This window comes from Flagellimonas olearia (assembly GCF_009184425.1).
GTDB lineage: Bacteria > Bacteroidota > Bacteroidia > Flavobacteriales > Flavobacteriaceae > Flagellimonas > Flagellimonas olearia.
Map to the genome: position 1 here is coordinate 705,051 of NZ_WELG01000001.1, position 19,111 is coordinate 724,161.

General features: G+C 41.5%; 14 protein-coding genes. 13 read left to right on the forward strand and 1 reads right to left on the reverse strand.

Annotated features, from left to right (window positions below):
* Positions 1-5 precede the first annotated feature (5 nt).
* On the reverse strand, positions 6-2,708 hold the full coding sequence (locus F8C76_RS02900; RefSeq protein ID WP_152130390.1) for a putative LPS assembly protein LptD: 2,703 nt from the start codon (positions 2,706-2,708) through the stop codon (positions 6-8).
* Positions 2,709-2,838: 130 nt separating this feature from the next.
* On the opposite strand from F8C76_RS02900, the gene F8C76_RS02905 reads away from it, so the two are divergent.
* The 13 genes from F8C76_RS02905 to F8C76_RS02965 all read left to right on the forward strand — a co-directional run bounded on the left by F8C76_RS02905 (position 2,839) and on the right by F8C76_RS02965 (position 19,107).
* Positions 2,839-4,044 carry an N-acetylmuramoyl-L-alanine amidase gene (locus F8C76_RS02905; protein ID WP_152130391.1) on the forward strand — a complete coding sequence of 402 codons (1,206 nt, stop codon included), beginning with the start codon at positions 2,839-2,841 and terminating at the stop codon, positions 4,042-4,044.
* Between the two features lie 69 nt (positions 4,045-4,113).
* Positions 4,114-5,079 (forward strand): MlaD family protein, encoded by a 966-nt coding sequence (locus F8C76_RS02910; RefSeq protein ID WP_152130392.1) that lies wholly within the window; start codon positions 4,114-4,116, stop codon positions 5,077-5,079.
* A gap of 3 nt (positions 5,080-5,082) precedes the next feature.
* Positions 5,083-6,408, forward strand: coding sequence for a 4Fe-4S dicluster domain-containing protein (locus tag F8C76_RS02915; RefSeq protein ID WP_152130393.1), 1,326 nt, complete (start codon positions 5,083-5,085; stop codon positions 6,406-6,408).
* Between the two features lie 10 nt (positions 6,409-6,418).
* On the forward strand, positions 6,419-7,204 hold the full coding sequence (locus F8C76_RS02920) for a (Fe-S)-binding protein (protein ID WP_129654484.1): 786 nt from the start codon (positions 6,419-6,421) through the stop codon (positions 7,202-7,204).
* 1 nt (position 7,205) lies between these two features.
* The gene (locus F8C76_RS02925) at positions 7,206-7,688 is read left to right on the forward strand and encodes an ABC transporter ATPase (RefSeq protein ID WP_152130394.1); all 483 of its coding nucleotides are present in this window, start codon (positions 7,206-7,208) and stop codon (positions 7,686-7,688) included.
* Positions 7,689-7,780: 92 nt separating this feature from the next.
* Positions 7,781-10,693, forward strand: a complete 2,913-nt coding sequence (locus F8C76_RS02930; protein WP_152130395.1) for a serine hydrolase domain-containing protein — start codon at positions 7,781-7,783, stop codon at positions 10,691-10,693.
* 29 nt (positions 10,694-10,722) lie between these two features.
* Entirely contained in the window at positions 10,723-11,865 is a 1,143-nt protein-coding gene (bshA, locus tag F8C76_RS02935) for an N-acetyl-alpha-D-glucosaminyl L-malate synthase BshA (RefSeq protein WP_129654481.1), read from the forward strand.
* 3 nt (positions 11,866-11,868) lie between these two features.
* Positions 11,869-12,315: a hypothetical protein gene (locus F8C76_RS02940; RefSeq protein WP_152130396.1), complete on the forward strand. Its 447-nt coding sequence runs from the start codon at positions 11,869-11,871 to the stop codon at positions 12,313-12,315.
* Positions 12,316-12,435: 120 nt separating this feature from the next.
* On the forward strand, positions 12,436-13,608 hold the full coding sequence (locus F8C76_RS02945) for an OmpA family protein (RefSeq protein ID WP_152130397.1): 1,173 nt from the start codon (positions 12,436-12,438) through the stop codon (positions 13,606-13,608).
* A 138-nt stretch (positions 13,609-13,746) separates the two neighbouring features.
* Positions 13,747-15,453, forward strand: coding sequence for a carbamoyltransferase family protein (locus tag F8C76_RS02950; RefSeq protein ID WP_152130398.1), 1,707 nt, complete (start codon positions 13,747-13,749; stop codon positions 15,451-15,453).
* Positions 15,453-16,901, forward strand: coding sequence for an MBOAT family O-acyltransferase (locus F8C76_RS02955; RefSeq protein ID WP_152130399.1), 1,449 nt, complete (start codon positions 15,453-15,455; stop codon positions 16,899-16,901). Before F8C76_RS02950 ends, F8C76_RS02955 begins: the two co-directional genes overlap by 1 nt.
* Positions 16,902-16,959: 58 nt before the next feature.
* Positions 16,960-17,868 carry a hypothetical protein gene (locus tag F8C76_RS02960; RefSeq protein WP_152130400.1) on the forward strand — a complete coding sequence of 303 codons (909 nt, stop codon included), beginning with the start codon at positions 16,960-16,962 and terminating at the stop codon, positions 17,866-17,868.
* Positions 17,869-17,874: 6 nt separating this feature from the next.
* Entirely contained in the window at positions 17,875-19,107 is a 1,233-nt protein-coding gene (locus F8C76_RS02965; RefSeq protein ID WP_152130401.1) for a GNAT family N-acetyltransferase, read from the forward strand.
* The last annotated feature ends 4 nt before the right edge of the window (positions 19,108-19,111 follow it).

A 19,111-nucleotide genomic window follows, 5' to 3' on the forward strand; every position in this document is an offset into this window, starting at 1 on the left:
AAAAATTATCTTCTACCGCTAAAAGGCTGGCTTCTATTTTCCCACTTCAAGTCACTCAAGATGGAGCTCTTTATACCAATAAAGAAATACCATCGCTCATAACGGCCAAAGGGAGTCCAGTCAAAACTGAGCCTAAAACTGTTCAAATCCCTGTTAAAATTGAACCTTGTATCGGCAAATCCCTTGTTTTTAAGATCATATCCAGAGTTAAAGCCCACTTCCCATTTAGGGGAAAGTTGAACATTTCCAGAAAACATCAAAGAGTGGTTGGTAATTTGTTTTTCCCGATTTCGGTTGCTGTAGGTAGCCACATAAGTGAGCCGTACGTCCCATGGAATCTGGGTGTTGTATGTTGGGTTGTCCACTTCACCATCGGAAGAATCATCTTTGTTCCCAAAGTGGGATTCGCCATTCCTGGTGCCCTTTAACTCAAATGGATTTGCCCCATAGTCCGGTTCTTCCTGTTTCTCTTTGTCCTCCTTGTTTTTTGCTCCTTTCTTAAACATGTCACTGTCCAAGGTAAAGCCTGTATTCAATCGTGCGGATGTCAGTCGAGCCAATCCTCCTCCATTTTTGATGTTAAGGGTATTGATTCTTCTACCATTGTTATCTATGGCATACGGGTCAAAGGAGGCCGAAAAGTTAATGGGCACCTTCTTGATGATCTCTGTGGAACCCGAAAGATTGATAGGGCTTAATTTTAAGGAATCCGCCTCAAAATTATAACTGGTGGAAAGGGTAAGATTACTTAGGATACTGATTTTTTTCGGTTCTGTGGCCGTGGAGTCCTTGTCCCTCACCTTGGCTTCCAAGGTGTTCTGCAATGAAAAATTCAGGGAGCTTCCCTTGCTCAACGAAGGCCTTCCGTAAACACTGGTCTCAAAGGGAGTGTACTGCACCTCATCGCCATCGCCATCAATATAAGTATCATAAAATTGTTCAAAGGACGGGGTGTAACTGTATCCAATGGAGGGTCGCATAACATGGCGTATGGCCTGAATCTTTTTGTCCTCACCAAAATTAAAGGTACCATAGATCACGGTACCTATACTGGCACCCAGGTTGTAGCGGTTAAAGCGGTCAAACCCAGCCACGGTGTCGGTAACAACCGCTTGTTCCTCCTCTACATATCTGCGGCGTATGGTCTCCAAGGTCCATACATCCTCATAACCTCCGTTTAAACTGACACTCAAGTATTTTGCTACCTTAAAGTTGGTGCCAATGGGAATACGGTGTCTGGCCCCGACCCGGGCACCTTCGAACATTTTGCTGGTAAAAAAATCCTCCTCATTGGTGGTGATGCTGTTCTGGGCGTTCACATCATATTGAAAGTTGATATTCTGTAAGATTCCCTTTTTTATTCCATCGCGTTTGGCAAATGGGAATATACGTTCCATACTGGCCTGAAAGGTTGGTAAGGACATATTGATGGTCCTTTCCTCGGTTCGGGTATTTTGGGTATGCGTCAACGTAAGACTGGCATTCACGGAAGGGTATTCCGGAAACGTTTTGGAATAACTGATGGAAGATGCAAAGGTGTTCGTCTGCGAATTGTTCCTATTTATTTGATTGAGCGAGTTGGTGTAATATTGGCTACTTCCTAAGTTCACGGATGCCGAGAACCTCGAATAAGGACTGGCTTTTGGGTCTTGGGTGTGCGATATACGAATGTTGTAGTTGCTCGTTCTACTATAATCATCAAAGCCTTTTTGACTTTGGATCAAGTTTTCGAAGTTAAAATTGACATTCCCCCGGAACTTATAACGCTTGGAATATTCTGATTGCCCCCGGAACCCGTAACTACCGTTGGTGTAGAAATCACCCGTAACGCTAAGGTCAACATACTCGCTGATGGGTAAATAATATCCCCCATTCTGAAGGAAATACCCTCTTTGGGGGTCGTTTCCAAAAGTGGGGAACAAAAGCCCTGCTACCCGACCTGTCGTCAGTGGAAAATAGGCAAAAGGCAATGCTACCGGGGTGGGAACATCCACTATATACATGTTACTGAACCCAGCAATGATTTTTTTCTTGGGCACAAACTTGGCCTTTCGTACCCGTATGTAATAATCGGGATCAACCGTATCCTTTGAAGTGGTGAGTTTGGCCTCGCTTAAAAAGTAAACCGAGTCGTTCTCTTTTTTGGTGACTTGGGCATACACTTTCATGGCATCACTGCCCAATTGGCCCAAACCGGCCTGTTGTTCCGTTCGGGAATTCCAGATAAGGGCCTTCTGCGTATCAAAATTAAAACGAATGGAGTCCGGGCGGACTTCATTGCTCCCTTGTTTAAAATAGGGAATTTGTGAGTAGGTGCCCGTGGAGTCCTTCATTCGGCCCGCATACACCTCATTTTTCACATAATCCATTATAATGACACCTGCTTTGAGCTCGGTATCTTGATAATAGATTTCAGCCTCGTCATACAGATAAATTTTGTTATCTTTCTGACTGAGTTTTACATATTCCTTGGCTTTATATTTAATTTTATCCAATAACAAAGGCTGGTTTTGGGATGCGGAATCCACCTCAACGGAATCCACTGCATTGGGGCCTTTTAGGAAATCTGAAGTAAGGATGGGAGCCGTTATACTATCCTTGATGGCTTTGATGGGCAAAGGGGTAATGAGGTCTTCCTGAGCCACCGAGGATATTGTGCCACAAAGAAGAACAAATAGGAAAACTAAAAGATGTTTGTTTGATTGCAACGTGATAAATCCTATTTTTGTGCTGGTTTGGCTCAGTTTTTGGGCTCAAACTTACATATATTTTTTGTTCTGATTATGGCTGATTACGATATTTTTAACCATTACAGGACACTATAATTACTCGGTTCTTATGAATAAAAGCAGGTCAACATTTTTGGTTTTTCTCCTTACACTCCTCACACTGACATCTTTTACCAAAAATAATACCGAAGTACCTCCCAAGGATAAATTCATTGTGGTTTTGGATGCTGGTCATGGCGGACATGATCCAGGAAACCTTGGAAATGGGTATCTGGAAAAGGATATATCATTGAATATTGTGCTGAAGGCTGGAGAAGAACTAAGCAAGGACCCCAACATAAAAGTCATATACACCAGAAAGGACGATACATTTGTTGACCTCTTCAAAAGAGGGGAAATTGCCAATCAGGCCAATGCCGATCTGTTCGTTTCGGTCCATTGTAATTCCCATAGTTCGGACGCCAGTGGAGTGGAAACCTTTGTTTTGGGAATTCACAAGAACAAGCAAAATTTTGAAGTGGCCAAAAAGGAAAACTCCGTAATCTATTTGGAAGATGATTATGCACAGCGTTATGCCGAGTATGACATCAATTCCCCTGAATCTGTGATAGGCCTTACCATTATGCAGGAAGAATTTTTGGACCAAAGCATCATGTTGGGAAAAAGACTTCAGGACAATTTCACCAAAAAATTGAAAAGGAAGGACAGAAAAGTAAAACAGGCAGGGTTCATTGTGCTGCACCAAACCTTTATGCCCAGTGTTTTGGTGGAAGCGGGTTTTTTGACCAATAAAGGAGAAGGCAGTTACCTGAACTCCTCAAAAGGACAAGGTGAGATGGGCAAGGCCATTGCCAATGCTGTTTTGGCCTACAAGGCAGATATCAGCGGGGCACCTGGACCACGGGAAACAAGTCTCGAAATCGAAGATACCGAGGTTGCCGTGAACCTCCCTGAAGAAACCAAACCCATACAGGAGGAAAAGAAGGAAGAGTCCAAGCCTCAGTCTACACCCCCGGTGGAAATCAAAAAAGAAACGGTGACCCCAACCACCACCAATAAATCGGATGTGGTATTTAAAATCCAACTTTTGGCCAGTGCCAAGAATATTCCGCTCAATGGTCAAAATTTTAATGGTTTGGACCAATTGTCACGGGAGCCGTTTAAAAATCTATATCGATACATGTATGGCAATGCAAGTACTTTGGAAGAGGCAAAACGCCTAAAATCCAATGCCGATGCCAAGGGGTATACCACTTCATACATTGTGGCCTATAAAAACGGAAAACGCGTACCCATATCACAAGCGGTCAATTAGGAGTGTAAAAACAATGACAGTCTTGTTAAAATTATTCCTAATTTTGTTTAGAACCATAAACCGAATCTTTTGAAACTATCCAGGGAAATCAAAACTGGGATTATAGTACTCGTTGGGATTTTGGCCTTCATCTTTGGGCTGAGTTATCTTAAATCCGCCTCCCTTTTTGAAAACAATAAAACATTCTACGCAGTTTATGACAATGTTGGTGGACTGCAACCCGGCACCCAAGTGTCCATCAATGGATTCACCGTGGGTAATGTGAACAATATTAAGTTCAAGGACAGCTCGGGAAAGCTGGTGGTTACCTTTACCGTGAGCAATGAATTTGATTTTTCCGGGAACAGCGTGGCCGAACTTTACGATACCGGTATCATTGGAGGAAAGGGAATCCAGATAAATCCCGTTTTTGATAATGCCCCGCTGGCAAAATCAGGAGATACACTCACTTCAAACATAAAACCGGGAATCACGGAACTGGTGCAGCAAAAACTCACCCCTTTGCAGATGAAGGTGGAGGGAGCGGTTTCCAATGCCGATTCACTACTGATGAACGTAAACCAGATTTTGGACGATCCCACCAAAAAAGAACTCAAACAGACCATTGTGGCCCTTCACGAAATGGTGAATGCCTTTAAGGGAAGCGCGGACAAGCTCAATGGATTGTTGGCGAACAATAAGGAAGAATTGGATAATTCCTTGAAGAATGTGGACAAAATCACCACCAATTTTTCAAAACTGTCCGATTCATTGGCCAATGCAGGTCTGGCCCAGACGATCTCCAATTTTCAGCTTACGGTGAACCGATTGAACTCCGTGCTCGAAAAAATCGAGAAGGGCGAAGGGTCTTTGGGAAAGCTTACGCAGGATGAGCAACTGTATAAAAACCTAACGGATGCCTCAAAGGAATTGGACCTTCTGCTGCAAGACTTCAGGCTGAACCCTAAACGATATGTAAATGTATCCGTGTTCGGGAAAAAACAGAAAGAATATGCCCTTCCCGAAAATGACCCTGCCCAACAACAGGAAAACTAGCCTATGGAATACCTGCCCAACATTCTTTTTCTTATAGCCCTTATTGTGGGAATAGGTTTTTTTACAAGAAATGTGAAAAAACTGTCCAGGAACATCAAATTGGGGAAAGATGTTGATGTAAGCGACAACAAGTCGCAGCGTTGGCAAAACATGCTGCGTATCGCATTGGGACAGACCAAAATGGTGGTTCGTCCCGTGGCCGGTCTTATGCACATTATTGTGTATGTAGGCTTCATTATCATCAACATTGAAGTGTTGGAAATAATCCTTGACGGGATTCTAGGGACCCACAGGCTATTTTCATCTTTGGGAGGCCTTTACGATTTCCTCATCGGTTCTTTTGAAGTTTTGGCCCTTTTGGTAATCGTGGCCGTCGTGGTTTTTTGGATCCGTAGGAACATTATCCGATTGAAACGGTTTATTAAACCCGAGATGAACGGATGGCCCAAGAAAGATGGGAACATGATCCTATACATCGAGTTTGTTTTGATGTTGCTGTTTTTGACCATGAATGCTGCCGATTTTCAACTACAACAATTGGGAGCGGAACACTATACCAAAGCAGGTGCTTTTCCAATAAGTCAATTTATAGTACCGTTATTGGACGGATTGCCCGTATCCACATTGATGGTTATTGAACGCACAGCATGGTGGCTGCACATTTTAGGAATATTGGCCTTTTTGAACTATCTCTATTATTCCAAACACCTGCACATTCTTTTGGCATTCCCGAACACCTATTACGGAAGGGTAAAGCCCCAAGGGGAGTTCAATAACTTGGAATCGGTGACCAATGAGGTCAAATTGATGATGGACCCATCGGCAGACCCATTTGCGGCACCGCCGGAAGGAGCAAGTGCAGTACCTGAAAAGTTTGGCGCTTCGGATGTCATGGACTTAAGTTGGGTGCAATTGCTCAATGCATACACCTGTACCGAGTGTGGTAGGTGTACTTCCGAGTGTCCGGCCAATCAGACCGGAAAAAAACTGTCCCCAAGGAAGATCATGATGGATACCCGCGACCGTTTGGAGGAAGTGGGCAAGGTCATGGATGCCAACAAAGGGGAGTTTGTCCCAGATGGAAAGCAGCTTTTGGGAGACTATATCAGCCATGAAGAGATATGGGCATGCACCACATGTAATGCTTGTGTGCAGGCTTGCCCCGTGAGCATAGACCCCTTGTCCATTATCGTGGAAATGCGAAGGTATCTGGTAATGGAACAATCTGCGGCGCCAACGGAGCTGAACAATATGATGTCCAATATAGAAAACAACGGGGCGCCTTGGCCATACAACCAAATGGACCGTTTAAATTGGGTGAACGAATAATTTTAGGACTATGAGCGAGCAATTGACAGTGAAGACCATGCAGCAATTCATGGCCGAAGGAAAGCAGCCGGAAATATTGTTCTGGGTGGGCTCAGCTGGTAGTTATGATGATCGTGCCAAAAAGATAAGCCGGGCCTTTGTAAAGTTGTTGAATAAAGCCAAGGTGGATTTTGCCGTGTTGGGACCTGAGGAAAGTTCTACCGGGGACGTGGCCAAAAGAGCGGGAAATGAGTTTCTGTTCCAAATGCAGGCCATGATGAACATTGAAGTACTGAACGGCTATGAAATCAAGCGAATTGTGACCTGTGACCCGCATTCCTTCAATACCCTTAAGAATGAATATCCAGGCCTTGGTGGAAAATACGATGTAGTGCACCACACCCAATTCCTAAAGGAATTGTTGGATTCTGGACGTTTGACCATTGAAGGCAACACCTACAAGGGAAAACGCATTACCTTCCATGACCCTTGTTACTTAGGTCGTGCCAATTCGGTTTTTGAAGCGCCCAGGGAAGTACTCTCCAAAACAAATGCCGATTTGGTGGAAATGAAGCGGCACAAGAGTAGGGCATTGTGCTGTGGAGCAGGAGGGGCGCAAATGTTCAAGGAACCGGAAAAGGGAGATATGGACATTAATGTCTTACGAACGAAAGATGCTTTGGAGACCCAACCCAACATTATCGCAACAGGATGTCCCTATTGCAATACCATGATGACGGATGGCATCAAAGCCCATGAAAAAGAAGATAGTGTTTCGGTTTTGGATGTGGCCGAACTTTTAGCAAACTCCATTTAGTATGTTGACAGAATTTAAGGACCTTCCAGGTCACTCAAGAATATGGATCTATCAATCCAATAGAAGTTTTACGGATGCCGAACTCGAGGAAATCGAAGAAAGCTTATCAGCATTTTTAAAGGAATGGACTGCCCATGGTAGTGAGCTGCATGCCGGTTTTGAGATTCGGTATAAAAGATTCATCATCATCGGGTTGGACCAATCCAACACAGGAGCTTCGGGATGTTCCATTGACACATCGGTGCACTTTATCCAAAGTTTGGAACAGAAATACAATGTGATTTTACTGGATAGAATGAACGTCTCCTTCAAACAGGGAGAATTCATCGCGTACAAGCCATTACAGGATTTCAAACGGATGGCAAAGGAAAAGGCGATATCGAAGAACACCATCGTCTTTAACAATTTGGTGGCCAGTAAATTGGAATATTTGGAGAATTGGGAAGTCCCCGCCAGCGATAGTTGGCATGCCCGTTTTGTGTAGCAATACTCTTAAATTATCTTAATTTCCGTGCATTCTTCGATGAAATGCAATATTTTTATATGCGATAAGTTCATGTCATAGGCAAGATATTTATGCGATTAAACTACTACTTTTCCCTTCTTTTATTGTTCAGTGTGTGCCTTCGCGGTCAAAATGACCCTTTGGTTGTAAAAGATTCCTTGGCCCAAGCCCATTGGGTGGAAGGTCAATACCAAAAAATGTCCTTGGAAGAACGGGTGGGGCAACTGTTCATGGTGAGCATTGCTTCGAACCAAGATAAGGCTGCCACCGACAAAATAACCACATTGGTGAAGGAACAGGCTATTGGCGGGGTTATTTTTTTACCAGGCAGCCCTGTAAAACAAGCTAAATTGACCAATACCTACCAATCAGAATCCAAAATTCCTCTCCTGATCGGGTTGGACGCTGAATGGGGGCTAGCCATGCGATTGGATTCAACCTATGCCTTCCCTTGGAACATGACGCTGGGAGCCATTCAGGATAACAAAACCGTGGAAAAGGTAGGATATCAGATAGGAAAGCATGCCAAACGCTTGGGCGTACACATCAATTTTGCGCCAGACCTGGATGTGAACAACAATCCCAAGAACCCCATTATTGGAAACCGTTCTTTTGGTGAAGACCCCATAAATGTAGGTCAGAAGGGTGTGGCCTTCGCAAAGGGTATGGAAGCCGCTGGAGTCCTTTCATGCGGAAAACACTTCCCCGGTCATGGGGATACAGCTACGGATTCCCACAAGGCATTGCCCATTATCGCTTCAAATAGGGAAAGATTGGATTCCATTGAACTTTATCCGTTTGACAAGGCCATCAATAATGGTCTGAGTTCGGTGATGATTGCCCATTTGGCCGTTCCAAGCCTGGAAGAAAGAGAAGGGTTTCCGTCCTCACTTTCCAAAAGTATTGTGGTGGACCTACTTCAAAATGAAATGGGTTTCAAAGGATTGGTTTTTACCGATGCTCTTAATATGAAGGCTGTTTCAGAGTTCGCGCCGGACGGAGAGGTGGAACTACAAGCATTTTTGGCAGGAAATGATATGTTGTTGATGCCTGTGGATGTGCTATCGGCCAAGAAAAAGCTTATGGAGGCCTATGAAGCTGGGACCATTACGGAGGAACGCCTTTCCCATTCCGTGAAAAAGATTTTGATGGCCAAATACAAAGCTGGGTTGTCTGATTATAAGCCCATTGAGCTGGAAAATCTTTATGAGGATCTCAATGGTATTGAAAACGATGTCATTTACGAGGAAGCGATTGAAGGAGCCATTACGGTGGCTAAAAATAATTTCTCCTTGATGCCCATCAAAAAATTGGAGAACAAGAAAATAGCCTATGTCCATTTTGGGGATGATGAGGGAGCACCTTTTTTGGATGCATTGAACCAGTATTTCAAGGTTACGGCCATCAAGGCAAAGGATATTGCTGGATACCGGAAAGAGTTGGCCAATTATAATTTGGTCATCATAGGGTTTCACAAAAGCAATGCAAGCCCTTGGAAAGGGTATAAATTTTCCAAGAATGAGATTTTTTGGCTGGAGGAAATATCGCGTATGCGCACCAGTAATACCATTTTGACCCTTTTTGCCAAACCCTATGCCCTTTTGGATGTATTGAATTTTGATGCAATGGATGGCGTGGTGGTAGCGTATCAGAACAGTAAAATTGCCCAAGAAAAAGCGGCAGAGGTCATTTTTGGTGCCATTGGCGCCGATGGTAAACTTCCCGTCTCTGCACATCCAGAATTTCCAGTAAACACAGGAGAGAAACTGGAATCTTTGAAGCGTTTGGGGTATAGCATCCCGGAACGGGTAGGGTTGAGTTCCACAGGACTTGCCGAAGTGGATAGTTTAGTACATTCAGGTCTGGATTCCCTGATGTTTCCCGGGGCACAGGTTTTGGTGGCCAGAAAAGGTAAAGTGGTCTACAATAAAAGTTTTGGAAAGCCTACTTATGATTCCACGAGACATGTGAATGCCAATTCCATTTATGACTTGGCTTCGTTGACCAAAATATTGTCCACGCTGCCATTGATCATGAAAATGGAGGAGGAGGGAAAAATTGCCTTGAACAATACTTTTCAGGAATTGGTACCAGAATATGGAGAGACGGAACTAAAGGACGTAACCGTCCTCAAGGCTTTGTCCCACTACGGGCGTCTTCCGGCTTGGATCGCTTTTTATCTGGACACGCTTACCAAGGAAAGAAAACCTTCCGATGAATTTTATAGAAAATCACCCACTGAAGGGTATTCTTATCAGGTGGCCGACCATTTGTATCTCACGAATGCCTATAAAGACTCCATCTACGATAGAATAGGTAGGCAAAGTTTAAAATCAAATCGATACCGATATAGTGATGTAGGCTATTATGTTTTTAAAAAATATATTGAGGATACGTATGGCAAGCCTATTGATGAGCTTATCAATGAGTTTCTCTATACGCCTTTGGGATTGCAGCATACCGCATTTAATCCCTTGCATAAGTTCCCGAAAGATGAAATAATCCCTTCAGAGGAGGATGACTATTTTCGATACCAGACCATTCAGGGATATGTGCACGATATGGGAGCTGCCATGCAAGGTGGAGTAGGGGGACATGCCGGACTGTTCAGTACGGCCAGTGATGTAGCCAAGATCATGCAGATGTACCTACAGGGTGGATATTACGGAGGGGTTCGTTTTTTGAACGATAGGACCGTAAAGAAATTCAATACCTGTTATTTCTGCAATAAAAATGTACGACGTGGGGTGGGATTTGATAAACCCCAGTTGGAAGAGAGTGGCCCAACTTGTGGTTGTGTATCCCATAAGAGTTTTGGGCATAGTGGCTTTACCGGAACGTATACGTGGGCAGACCCGGACGCGGAGTTGGTCTATGTGTTTTTGTCCAATAGGACGTATCCATCGGCTACCAATACCTTGTTGATCAAGTCTGGTCTTAGGACGAGGATACAACAAGCTATTTATGATTCCATTATAAATTAACAAGCAAATATTACCGTAGCTTTGTTTTCATGAAAATTGCAATTGTTTGTTATCCCACCTTTGGAGGGAGTGGTGTAGTGGCCACCGAATTGGGAATAGCCTTGGCGGAGAGAGGGCATGAAGTGCACTTTATTACCTATAAACAACCGGTTCGATTGGGACTTTTAGGTAACAACATCCATTTTCATGAGGTCCATGTTCCCGAGTATCCCCTTTTTCATTATCAACCCTATGAGCTGGCATTGTCCAGTAAGTTGGTGGATACCATAAAAATGTATGAAATCGAGTTGCTGCATGTGCATTATGCCATCCCCCACGCTTATGCGGGCTATATGGCCAAAAAGATGCTTCAGGAGTATGGGATTTTTATTCCCATGATCACCACTTTGCACGGAACCGATATCACTTTGGTGGGAAAACACCCTTTCTATAAGCCTGCCGTCACCTTCAGTATCAATAAATCCGATGTGGTCACCTCGGTTTCCGAGGCCCTGAAAAAGAGCACATTGGAGTTGTTTGAGATTGAAAGGGATATTGAGGTAATTCCAAACTTTATAGAAAAAAACAAGTATAGCACAGAATATACAGATTGCCAACGCTCTTTGATGGCCAAGGACAATGAGCGTATCATTACCCACATCAGTAACTTTAGAAAGGTAAAACGTATTCCTGACGTCATTAAGGTTTTTCAGCGTATTCAAAAGGAAGTTCCTTCAAAATTGATTATGGTGGGAGAGGGGCCCGAAAAGGAGAATGCAGAGCAGATGTGCGATGATTTAGGTCTAAAGGATAAGGTGTTGTTCTTGGGTAACAGTACCGAGATTGATAGAATTCTCTGCTTTTCAGACCTCTTCCTGCTACCTTCGGAAACGGAAAGTTTTGGTTTGGCGGCCCTAGAAGCCATGATTAACAAGGTTGCAGTGGTTTCCAGTAACACCGGAGGTATTCCAGAAGTGAACATTGATGGAGTTTCAGGCTTCTTATCCAATGTTGGTGATGTGGATGATATGGCCTCCAAGGCCCTCCAGATATTGAAGGACGACCAGACTTTGGAGAAATTCAAGCAAAATGCCTACAACGTTGCTTCCAAGTTTGATATTGTCAATATATTACCCCTGTATGAAGAAATCTACGAGAAAGCCTATAATTCCAGATTCAAGAATACCGTCTAATATATGAGATATGCCGTGTCTTTACTCATGTTGATTGGTTTGCTTTCCTGTAAGGCGCAATCCCTATATGGGGAAAAAATGGAAGATTTGGTTTTGGTGGCACATGATGGATATAGTGGTATCCCGGAGTATGAGACCAAGGTAATACAGGATGCCAAGTCGTTGAACAAATTTTATGCACAGATCAACAAGACCAGAAAGCCTGGTCTTCCTGTTCCGATTATTGATTTTTCCACGGAAACGGTTTTGGTAGTCTGCTTGGGAGAGCTTCAAGGAGAAAAAGAGCCACTTTTGTCAAGAATTCAACAAACTGAGGATGAACTATTGGTGGCAATAGAGCTGTCCACACCGGCTAAAAAAGGAGAATCCCAAGCTGTTTCGTACCCTTTTTATTTATATAAAATGCCATATACCTCAAAGGAAATCTATTTTAAAAAGGTAGGGTGGTAAACCTAAAACGAATCACTCATTTATTGCGTCTCATCGAAAATTAAAGCACTTGAAAGTGCAAAATTTATCTTTTTGAACAGTTGGTATAGCTTTGTTCTTGATAACCTCAAATCTTACATAATGAATATTTCAAGATTGGCCTGCGTGGCTTTGGCATGTATTTTAACCACATCTACTTTTTCCCAAGAACCAGAATTGGAGCTGACCAAGAAAGATAGCATTGTAAATAGCTATTGGCTTGTTTCTTTGGGAACCAATATGGTGGACGACTCTGGCCATGAATTTAGCAGACTTTTTGATATAGAAGGTGCTTGGAATATGGTTCCTTATCCATCCAGGATCAGTGTGGGTCGCTATTTTAAAAATGGATTGGGCCTGGAAGCCATCGGCAGCTACAACAAGTACAAAGAAGGAAAGATTGTTGATCAAGTAATAAACCCAGAGGACAAGGATTATTTTGGAATAGACTTTAGGGTGAGCTATGACCTTAACATGATATTAGGGGAGACCGGTTTCTTTGACCCTTATATTGGAATTGGAGCTGGATATACAGATGCCAATGACCAAGGTAGGGGAACATATAATGCTACGGTGGGATTCAGGACGTGGCTCTCCGACCATTGGGGATTGGATTTTAATACTACAGGCAAGTGGGCCATGAGCACAGAGAATGCCACCAATCACATTCAACATGCATTAGGTGTAGCCTATAGGTTTAATGTTGAAAAAGGACTTTCCAGAAAAGGACAGGAAAAATTGGCTTTACTGGAAGAAATGGAAAAAGAGCAGCAAAGGGTACAGGATTCCATAGCCAAAGCTGAAGAGGCCAGACTATTGGCAGAGCGCCTGCAAAGAGAAAAGGAGGCTTCGGAACTTGCTGCTGCTGAAAAGGCCAGAAAAGATGCCGAAGATGCCAGACGTGCCGCTTTACAGAATAAAATCAACCAATTGGGCAATGTATACTTTAAGCTGAATTCATCATACCTTACCAGCAAGGACAAAGAATTGTTGGATGAGCTTGTGGCCATTATGGAAAGTGAACCCACAATAACCATAAAAATTACTGCCCATACGGATTCCCGAGGAACCCATAAATACAATCAATGGTTGTCAGAAAAAAGAGCTGAGCGTACAGTGGACTATGTTATCTCAAAAGGAATTTCTTCTGATAGAATAGAACATGATGCTTTTGGAGAAACCCAGCTGATCAATGATTGTAAGGACGGGGTATATTGTACCGAGGAAGAGCATTCTAAAAATAGAAGATCAGAGTTCATTCTTTTGGGCTATTAATCATAGTGCACAGTAACGAATAAAATTAAATTTGGACGATATTCTGGAAATGAAAAAAGTAAAGATCTTATTTTCAGTGCTCAAAACTAAAATTAACCAAGGAACCTCCCCATCCTATTAAATAATTCACTTACAAATATGGTCATACTAGGCTTAAACTATTATTTTCATGATTCATCCTCTTGTATAGTTAAGGATGGAAAACTTCTAACGGCAATAGAGGAAGAAAGGTTGAACAGAGACAAGCATACGCAAAAATTCCCAAAACTATCTGTTGAAAGATGTCTTAAAGATTCTGGACTGAAATTTTCAGATGTGGATCATATTGCGGTTTCCATCAAACCAAAACACAATAGGGGTAAAAAAGTATTGTTTATACTTTCCAAGATGTTTTCCATGCTTAAATCACGCAGCCTGCTCCGGTTTATTGGATATCAGATTGGTTATCCGTATTTGAAGCAACGGGATTTTTGGGCGTGGTACAACGAACATTGGGGGACATCTGATAAGAAACCGAAGGTTCACTTTGTTGAGCACCATTTGTCCCATGTGGCTGGCTCTTTTTTTGTGTCTCCTTACAAAGAAGCCGCGTTGCTGGGAATAGATGGAGCAGGGGAGTGGGCAACTACTTGGATTGGTCACGGTAATGGGTTGAAAATAAATAAGATAAGCGAGAATTTTTTCCCACACTCATTAGGGGCCTTCTATGAAATTGTAACTCAATTTTGTGGTTTTAAACCTAACTATGATGAAGGAAAGACCATGGGGCTTGCACCTATGGGAAATCCTGAGACCTATAAGGCCGAAGTTGAAAAAATCATTCAGGTAGATAAGCATGGAAGGTTTAAAATGGACCTATCCTTTTTTAATCCTCAATTTGTAGGATATTCAGAAAAATTTGTTTCCGTATTTGGTAAGCCAAGGGAAAAAGGAGCTCCTTTTGAAGAAAGGCATAAAGATGTGGCTGCGGCTTTCCAAAGAGTTCTGGAAGACAAAGTTTTGCAAATTTGCGATATACTTTATGAAAAAACCAAGGCAGAGTATTTGGTGATTGCTGGAGGTGTTTCCTTGAACAGTGTCATGAACGGGCGGATTGTTAGGGAGAGTAAATTCAAAGATGTTTATGTGATGCCCGCCGCCGGTGATAATGGGACCGCGCTTGGTGCCGCGTATTATGTTCACAATGGTATTTTGGGCAATGAACGGAACTATGTTCACGATAACCCATATGTGGGGACTTCGTATTCCAATGAAGAGATCAAAAAGGTGCTTGACGGTGCTAAACTATCGTACCAATATGTTGAGGATATTTGTGAGCATGCCGCAGAATTATTGGAAAAAGGAAGGATTCTTGGATGGTTTCAGGGACCTATGGAGGTTGGTCCAAGGGCATTGGGCAGTAGGAGTATATTGGCCAATCCTGCTTTTCCAGATATGAAGGATAAGATAAATTCGGAGGTCAAGTTTCGAGAAGCCTACAGACCATTTGCCCCATCGGCAATTGTGGAAGCAAAGGACGACTTTTTTGATTTGAAAGTGGAAGCACCTTTTATGCTTAAAGTCTGTAATGTATTGCCGGAAAAGCAGAAAATCATTCCTGCGGTAACTCACGTTGATGGAAGTGCAAGGTTACAGACTGTTAGACGGGAATTGCACCCTAGATATTATGATTTGATCAAGGCTTTGGGTGAAAGAACAGGGGTGCCGGTTGTACTGAACACAAGCTTCAATATTCAAGGAGAACCTGTAGTGGAATCACCAAAGGATGCGATACGTTGTTTCTTCTCTACTGGATTGGATGAATTGGTCATTGGTAATTACGTTTTAACGAAAACGGCGTTATAATGCTTTTTAACTCGCTTGAGTTTTTCATATTCCTGCCATTGGTCTTTGTGCTGTACTGGTTTGTAACCAATAGTAACCTTAGACTACAGAATGCATTGATAGTGGTTGCGAGCTATGTTTTCTATGGTTGGTGGGATTGGCGTTTTCTTTCGCTGATAGTATTCAGCACTTTAGTGGATTATGTCATAGGAATTATACTCAGGGGAGAGGAGCGGGAAGGACGCAGGAAGTTTCTTCTTTGGACCAGTTTATGTGTTAACCTAGGTTTTTTGGGTTTTTTCAAGTACTACAACTTTTTTGTGGACAATTTTGTAGAGGCATTTTCTTTCTTTGGCCAACCGATAAGTAAGGGTACCTTGAACATTGTTCTTCCAGTGGGAATAAGCTTTTATACCTTTCAGACCCTTAGTTACACCATAGATGTGTATCGAAGGAAACTGGAACCCACAAAAGATTTTGTTGCTTTTGCGGCTTTTGTAAGCTTTTTCCCTCAATTGGTTGCTGGGCCAATTGAAAGAGCGACAAATTTGTTGCCACAGATTTCAATGCGCAGAGAGTTCAAGTATAATCAAGCAGCTGATGGGGTTAAATTGATTATCTGGGGACTTTTTAAAAAGGTGGCAATCGCGGATGCTCTTGCCCCCATTGTAGATGATATCTTTGCCAATGCAGGTTCTTACCCGGCCAGTACGTTGTTTATGGGAGCCGTATTCTTTGGTTTTCAAATTTATGGGGATTTCTCAGGATATTCAGACATAGCAATCGGAACCGCCAAACTTTTTGGAATAGAATTGATGTCCAACTTTAAGTTTCCTTACTTTTCAAGGGACATAGCAGAGTTTTGGCGAAGATGGCATATTTCGTTGTCCACTTGGTTTAGGGATTATCTGTATATTCCTTTAGGAGGATCTAGGGTCAAGAAAAGTATTGCGATCAGAAATGTTTTTATAATTTTTTTGGTCAGTGGATTTTGGCATGGCGCCAATTGGACTTTTATTATTTGGGGAGCTATCCATGCATTGATGTTTATACCACTTTTTCTGTTTGGACAACACCGTAGGCACTCAGGGGATATAATTGGCTCCACTGGTGAAAATTTCTTTAATGGTCAACTTGTCAAAGTCATAGGAACTTTTATTTTGGTTACTCTTTCTTGGATTTTTTTTCGTGCGGAGAGTGTTAATGATTCTTTTGTATATATAGGTAGGCTTCTTACAGATTTCTCTATGGATAGGTACAATCACCCAAGGGGCTATAGAATGGTAGACTATTTTATTCTTTTGCTGTTTTTTATTGCCTACGAATACATTATAAGAAAGGATGAACGTAGACCGTTCAATTTTAAATATAAAGGTGTTAGATTATTGATGTATATCTTAATCGTCTTCACCACAATTTTGTTTTACGATAGTGGAACGGATAGGTCATTCATTTATTTTCAATTTTAAGGCTGTGGGAAAGTTTTTTAAGCGTATCGTTTTTTATGGTTTCATAATATTTATCGCCATGGAAGTTTTGGTTCGTTTGTTCCATTTATACAATGATACGCCCGATTGGAATCTTGCAAAGGACAATACTTACAAACGAGTTCCCGGACAGACCGGTTATGCGGTTTATGGCAATAGAAGGCAGGTAATGGCCCCATATAGGATCAATAGTTCCGGATATAATTCCTTTAGGGATTTTGACCCTGTTGAGGATGAGATTGAAATTGCCATTTTTGGAGATTCTTTTATTGAAGGGTTTCATCAAGATTATAGGAATTCCTTGGGTAAAAAAGTGGAAAGAGGATTGTCCAATGTCCAGGTCTACGAATATGGCCATTCTAATTTTGATTTAGCCGATGTAATGTACTTGGTGAATACCAATACATCTGACATGGACAAGATTGATTTTATTGTTTACGCTATTGATTATGAGTATGACTTGATGAGGGACACATACAAGGTGGTTCCAAGAAAAGTAGTTTTTCCCTTATTGAGGCATTCTAAATTTTTGGTTTATTTATTGGACATTGGGATGATAGACCAAATAAAGAAGGTTTTGAGAAAATGGAATGTTGGACAAGCTCCCAGAGAAGGTGTGGGGAAAAAGATTGATAGGGATAGCCTATTTTTACACAATTTTAAGACTTTGACCAACAAGTATGGATTGGAAAAGAAAAAAGTTGCTTTTTTGCTTGACGGTCGCCATACCTCAGACCAATTTTTGAAATACTTATCCGACAACGGAATACAAATTATTGATTATGGTTTGGCTTTCCAAGTTTCCGAAGATCAAGGCGTTCCAACGACGCTTATATATGACCAACATTGGAATGACCATGGTAGAGAGCTCATTGCTGAACAAATCATTGATTATTTCAATAAAAAGAACCAATACAATAGCTTTAAGCAGAAAAAAAGTGCAGAATAAATATATATGAATCCATTTGTTCAAAAAGAATTTACTTCAAAATGGGTAAAGTTTTTTTCCAATAACAGGAAGCCTTATCATTTTGATTTCCTTAGTCCGGTGCCTTTTGTAAGGAGTAAGGCTCGATATATTTTTTATAATGTAGGGCGGAATATCACAAATGGTCTGACCTATAAACTCAACGAAAAATTTCAGGACTATAGGAAAAAGGTATTTTTATTATATGATGTGATTTCTTATCAAGAAGAGTCGGGAAACAGTCTTCCTAAAGGTATTGGCATCAAGAAAGTAAGACAATATAAAGGGTATTTAACAAGACTTTCAAGATATACTGATTTCGATGATTTCTTTTTAAGCCACTATTCTTCATCTTCGAGGATGAAGTTGCGGAAGAATGAACGTAAGCTCAATACTAACTTTTCTGTAGACTATAAGATTGTTTATGGCGAAATTGACAAAGATTCATACCATGAATTAATGGACCGTCTTTTTGAGTTAATTGATCATAGGTTCAAAACTCTTAGAATAGACAATGACATCATCAACAAAAAGGAGTATTATCGAGAGCTTTTTTATGACATGATCTTGGCTAAAAAAGCAATCATCCATATGATATGTCATAATGATCTTCCCATAGCGATTTCCCTTTCATTTATTTCGGGGGATACATTACTCTATGCCATAAACACTTTTGATACGAGGTATCGTAGATATAATTTAGGTCATTTAGCCATTGTGAATATGGTTAAATGGTGTTTTGCCAATAATATGCAGATTCTGGACCATTCCAAAGGTACTTATGACTATAAGCTGAGATGGGCTAATGAATCATATTTCTTTGAGAATCATATATTATATGATCGCCATTCAATGAAGTGTAGAATGACGGCCACAATGATGGCTAAATATTTTACGTTTAAACAGCAACTAAGGAATAAAAAAATAAACGAAACTTATGTAAAGCTCAGGTTTAAGTTGAATCCAAAAAGGAATGCCGTTAAGGATGGGGAAAACATAAAGCTGGTAGATTTAAAGGAGAAAAGTATAAATGATAACGATTATGATATTCTGTCAAACAAAGAAGTGCACAAACTTGATATTGCAAGCGTCGTTTATGATTTGATTTATTCAAATCCCCAATCTATGGATAATGTCAAGGTACTTAAGCGAAAAGAAAATTGTTGGGAATATATAGTGCTTGCAAAGGGGATACGAAAAAAAATAATGAGGACTGTTTGAGTAA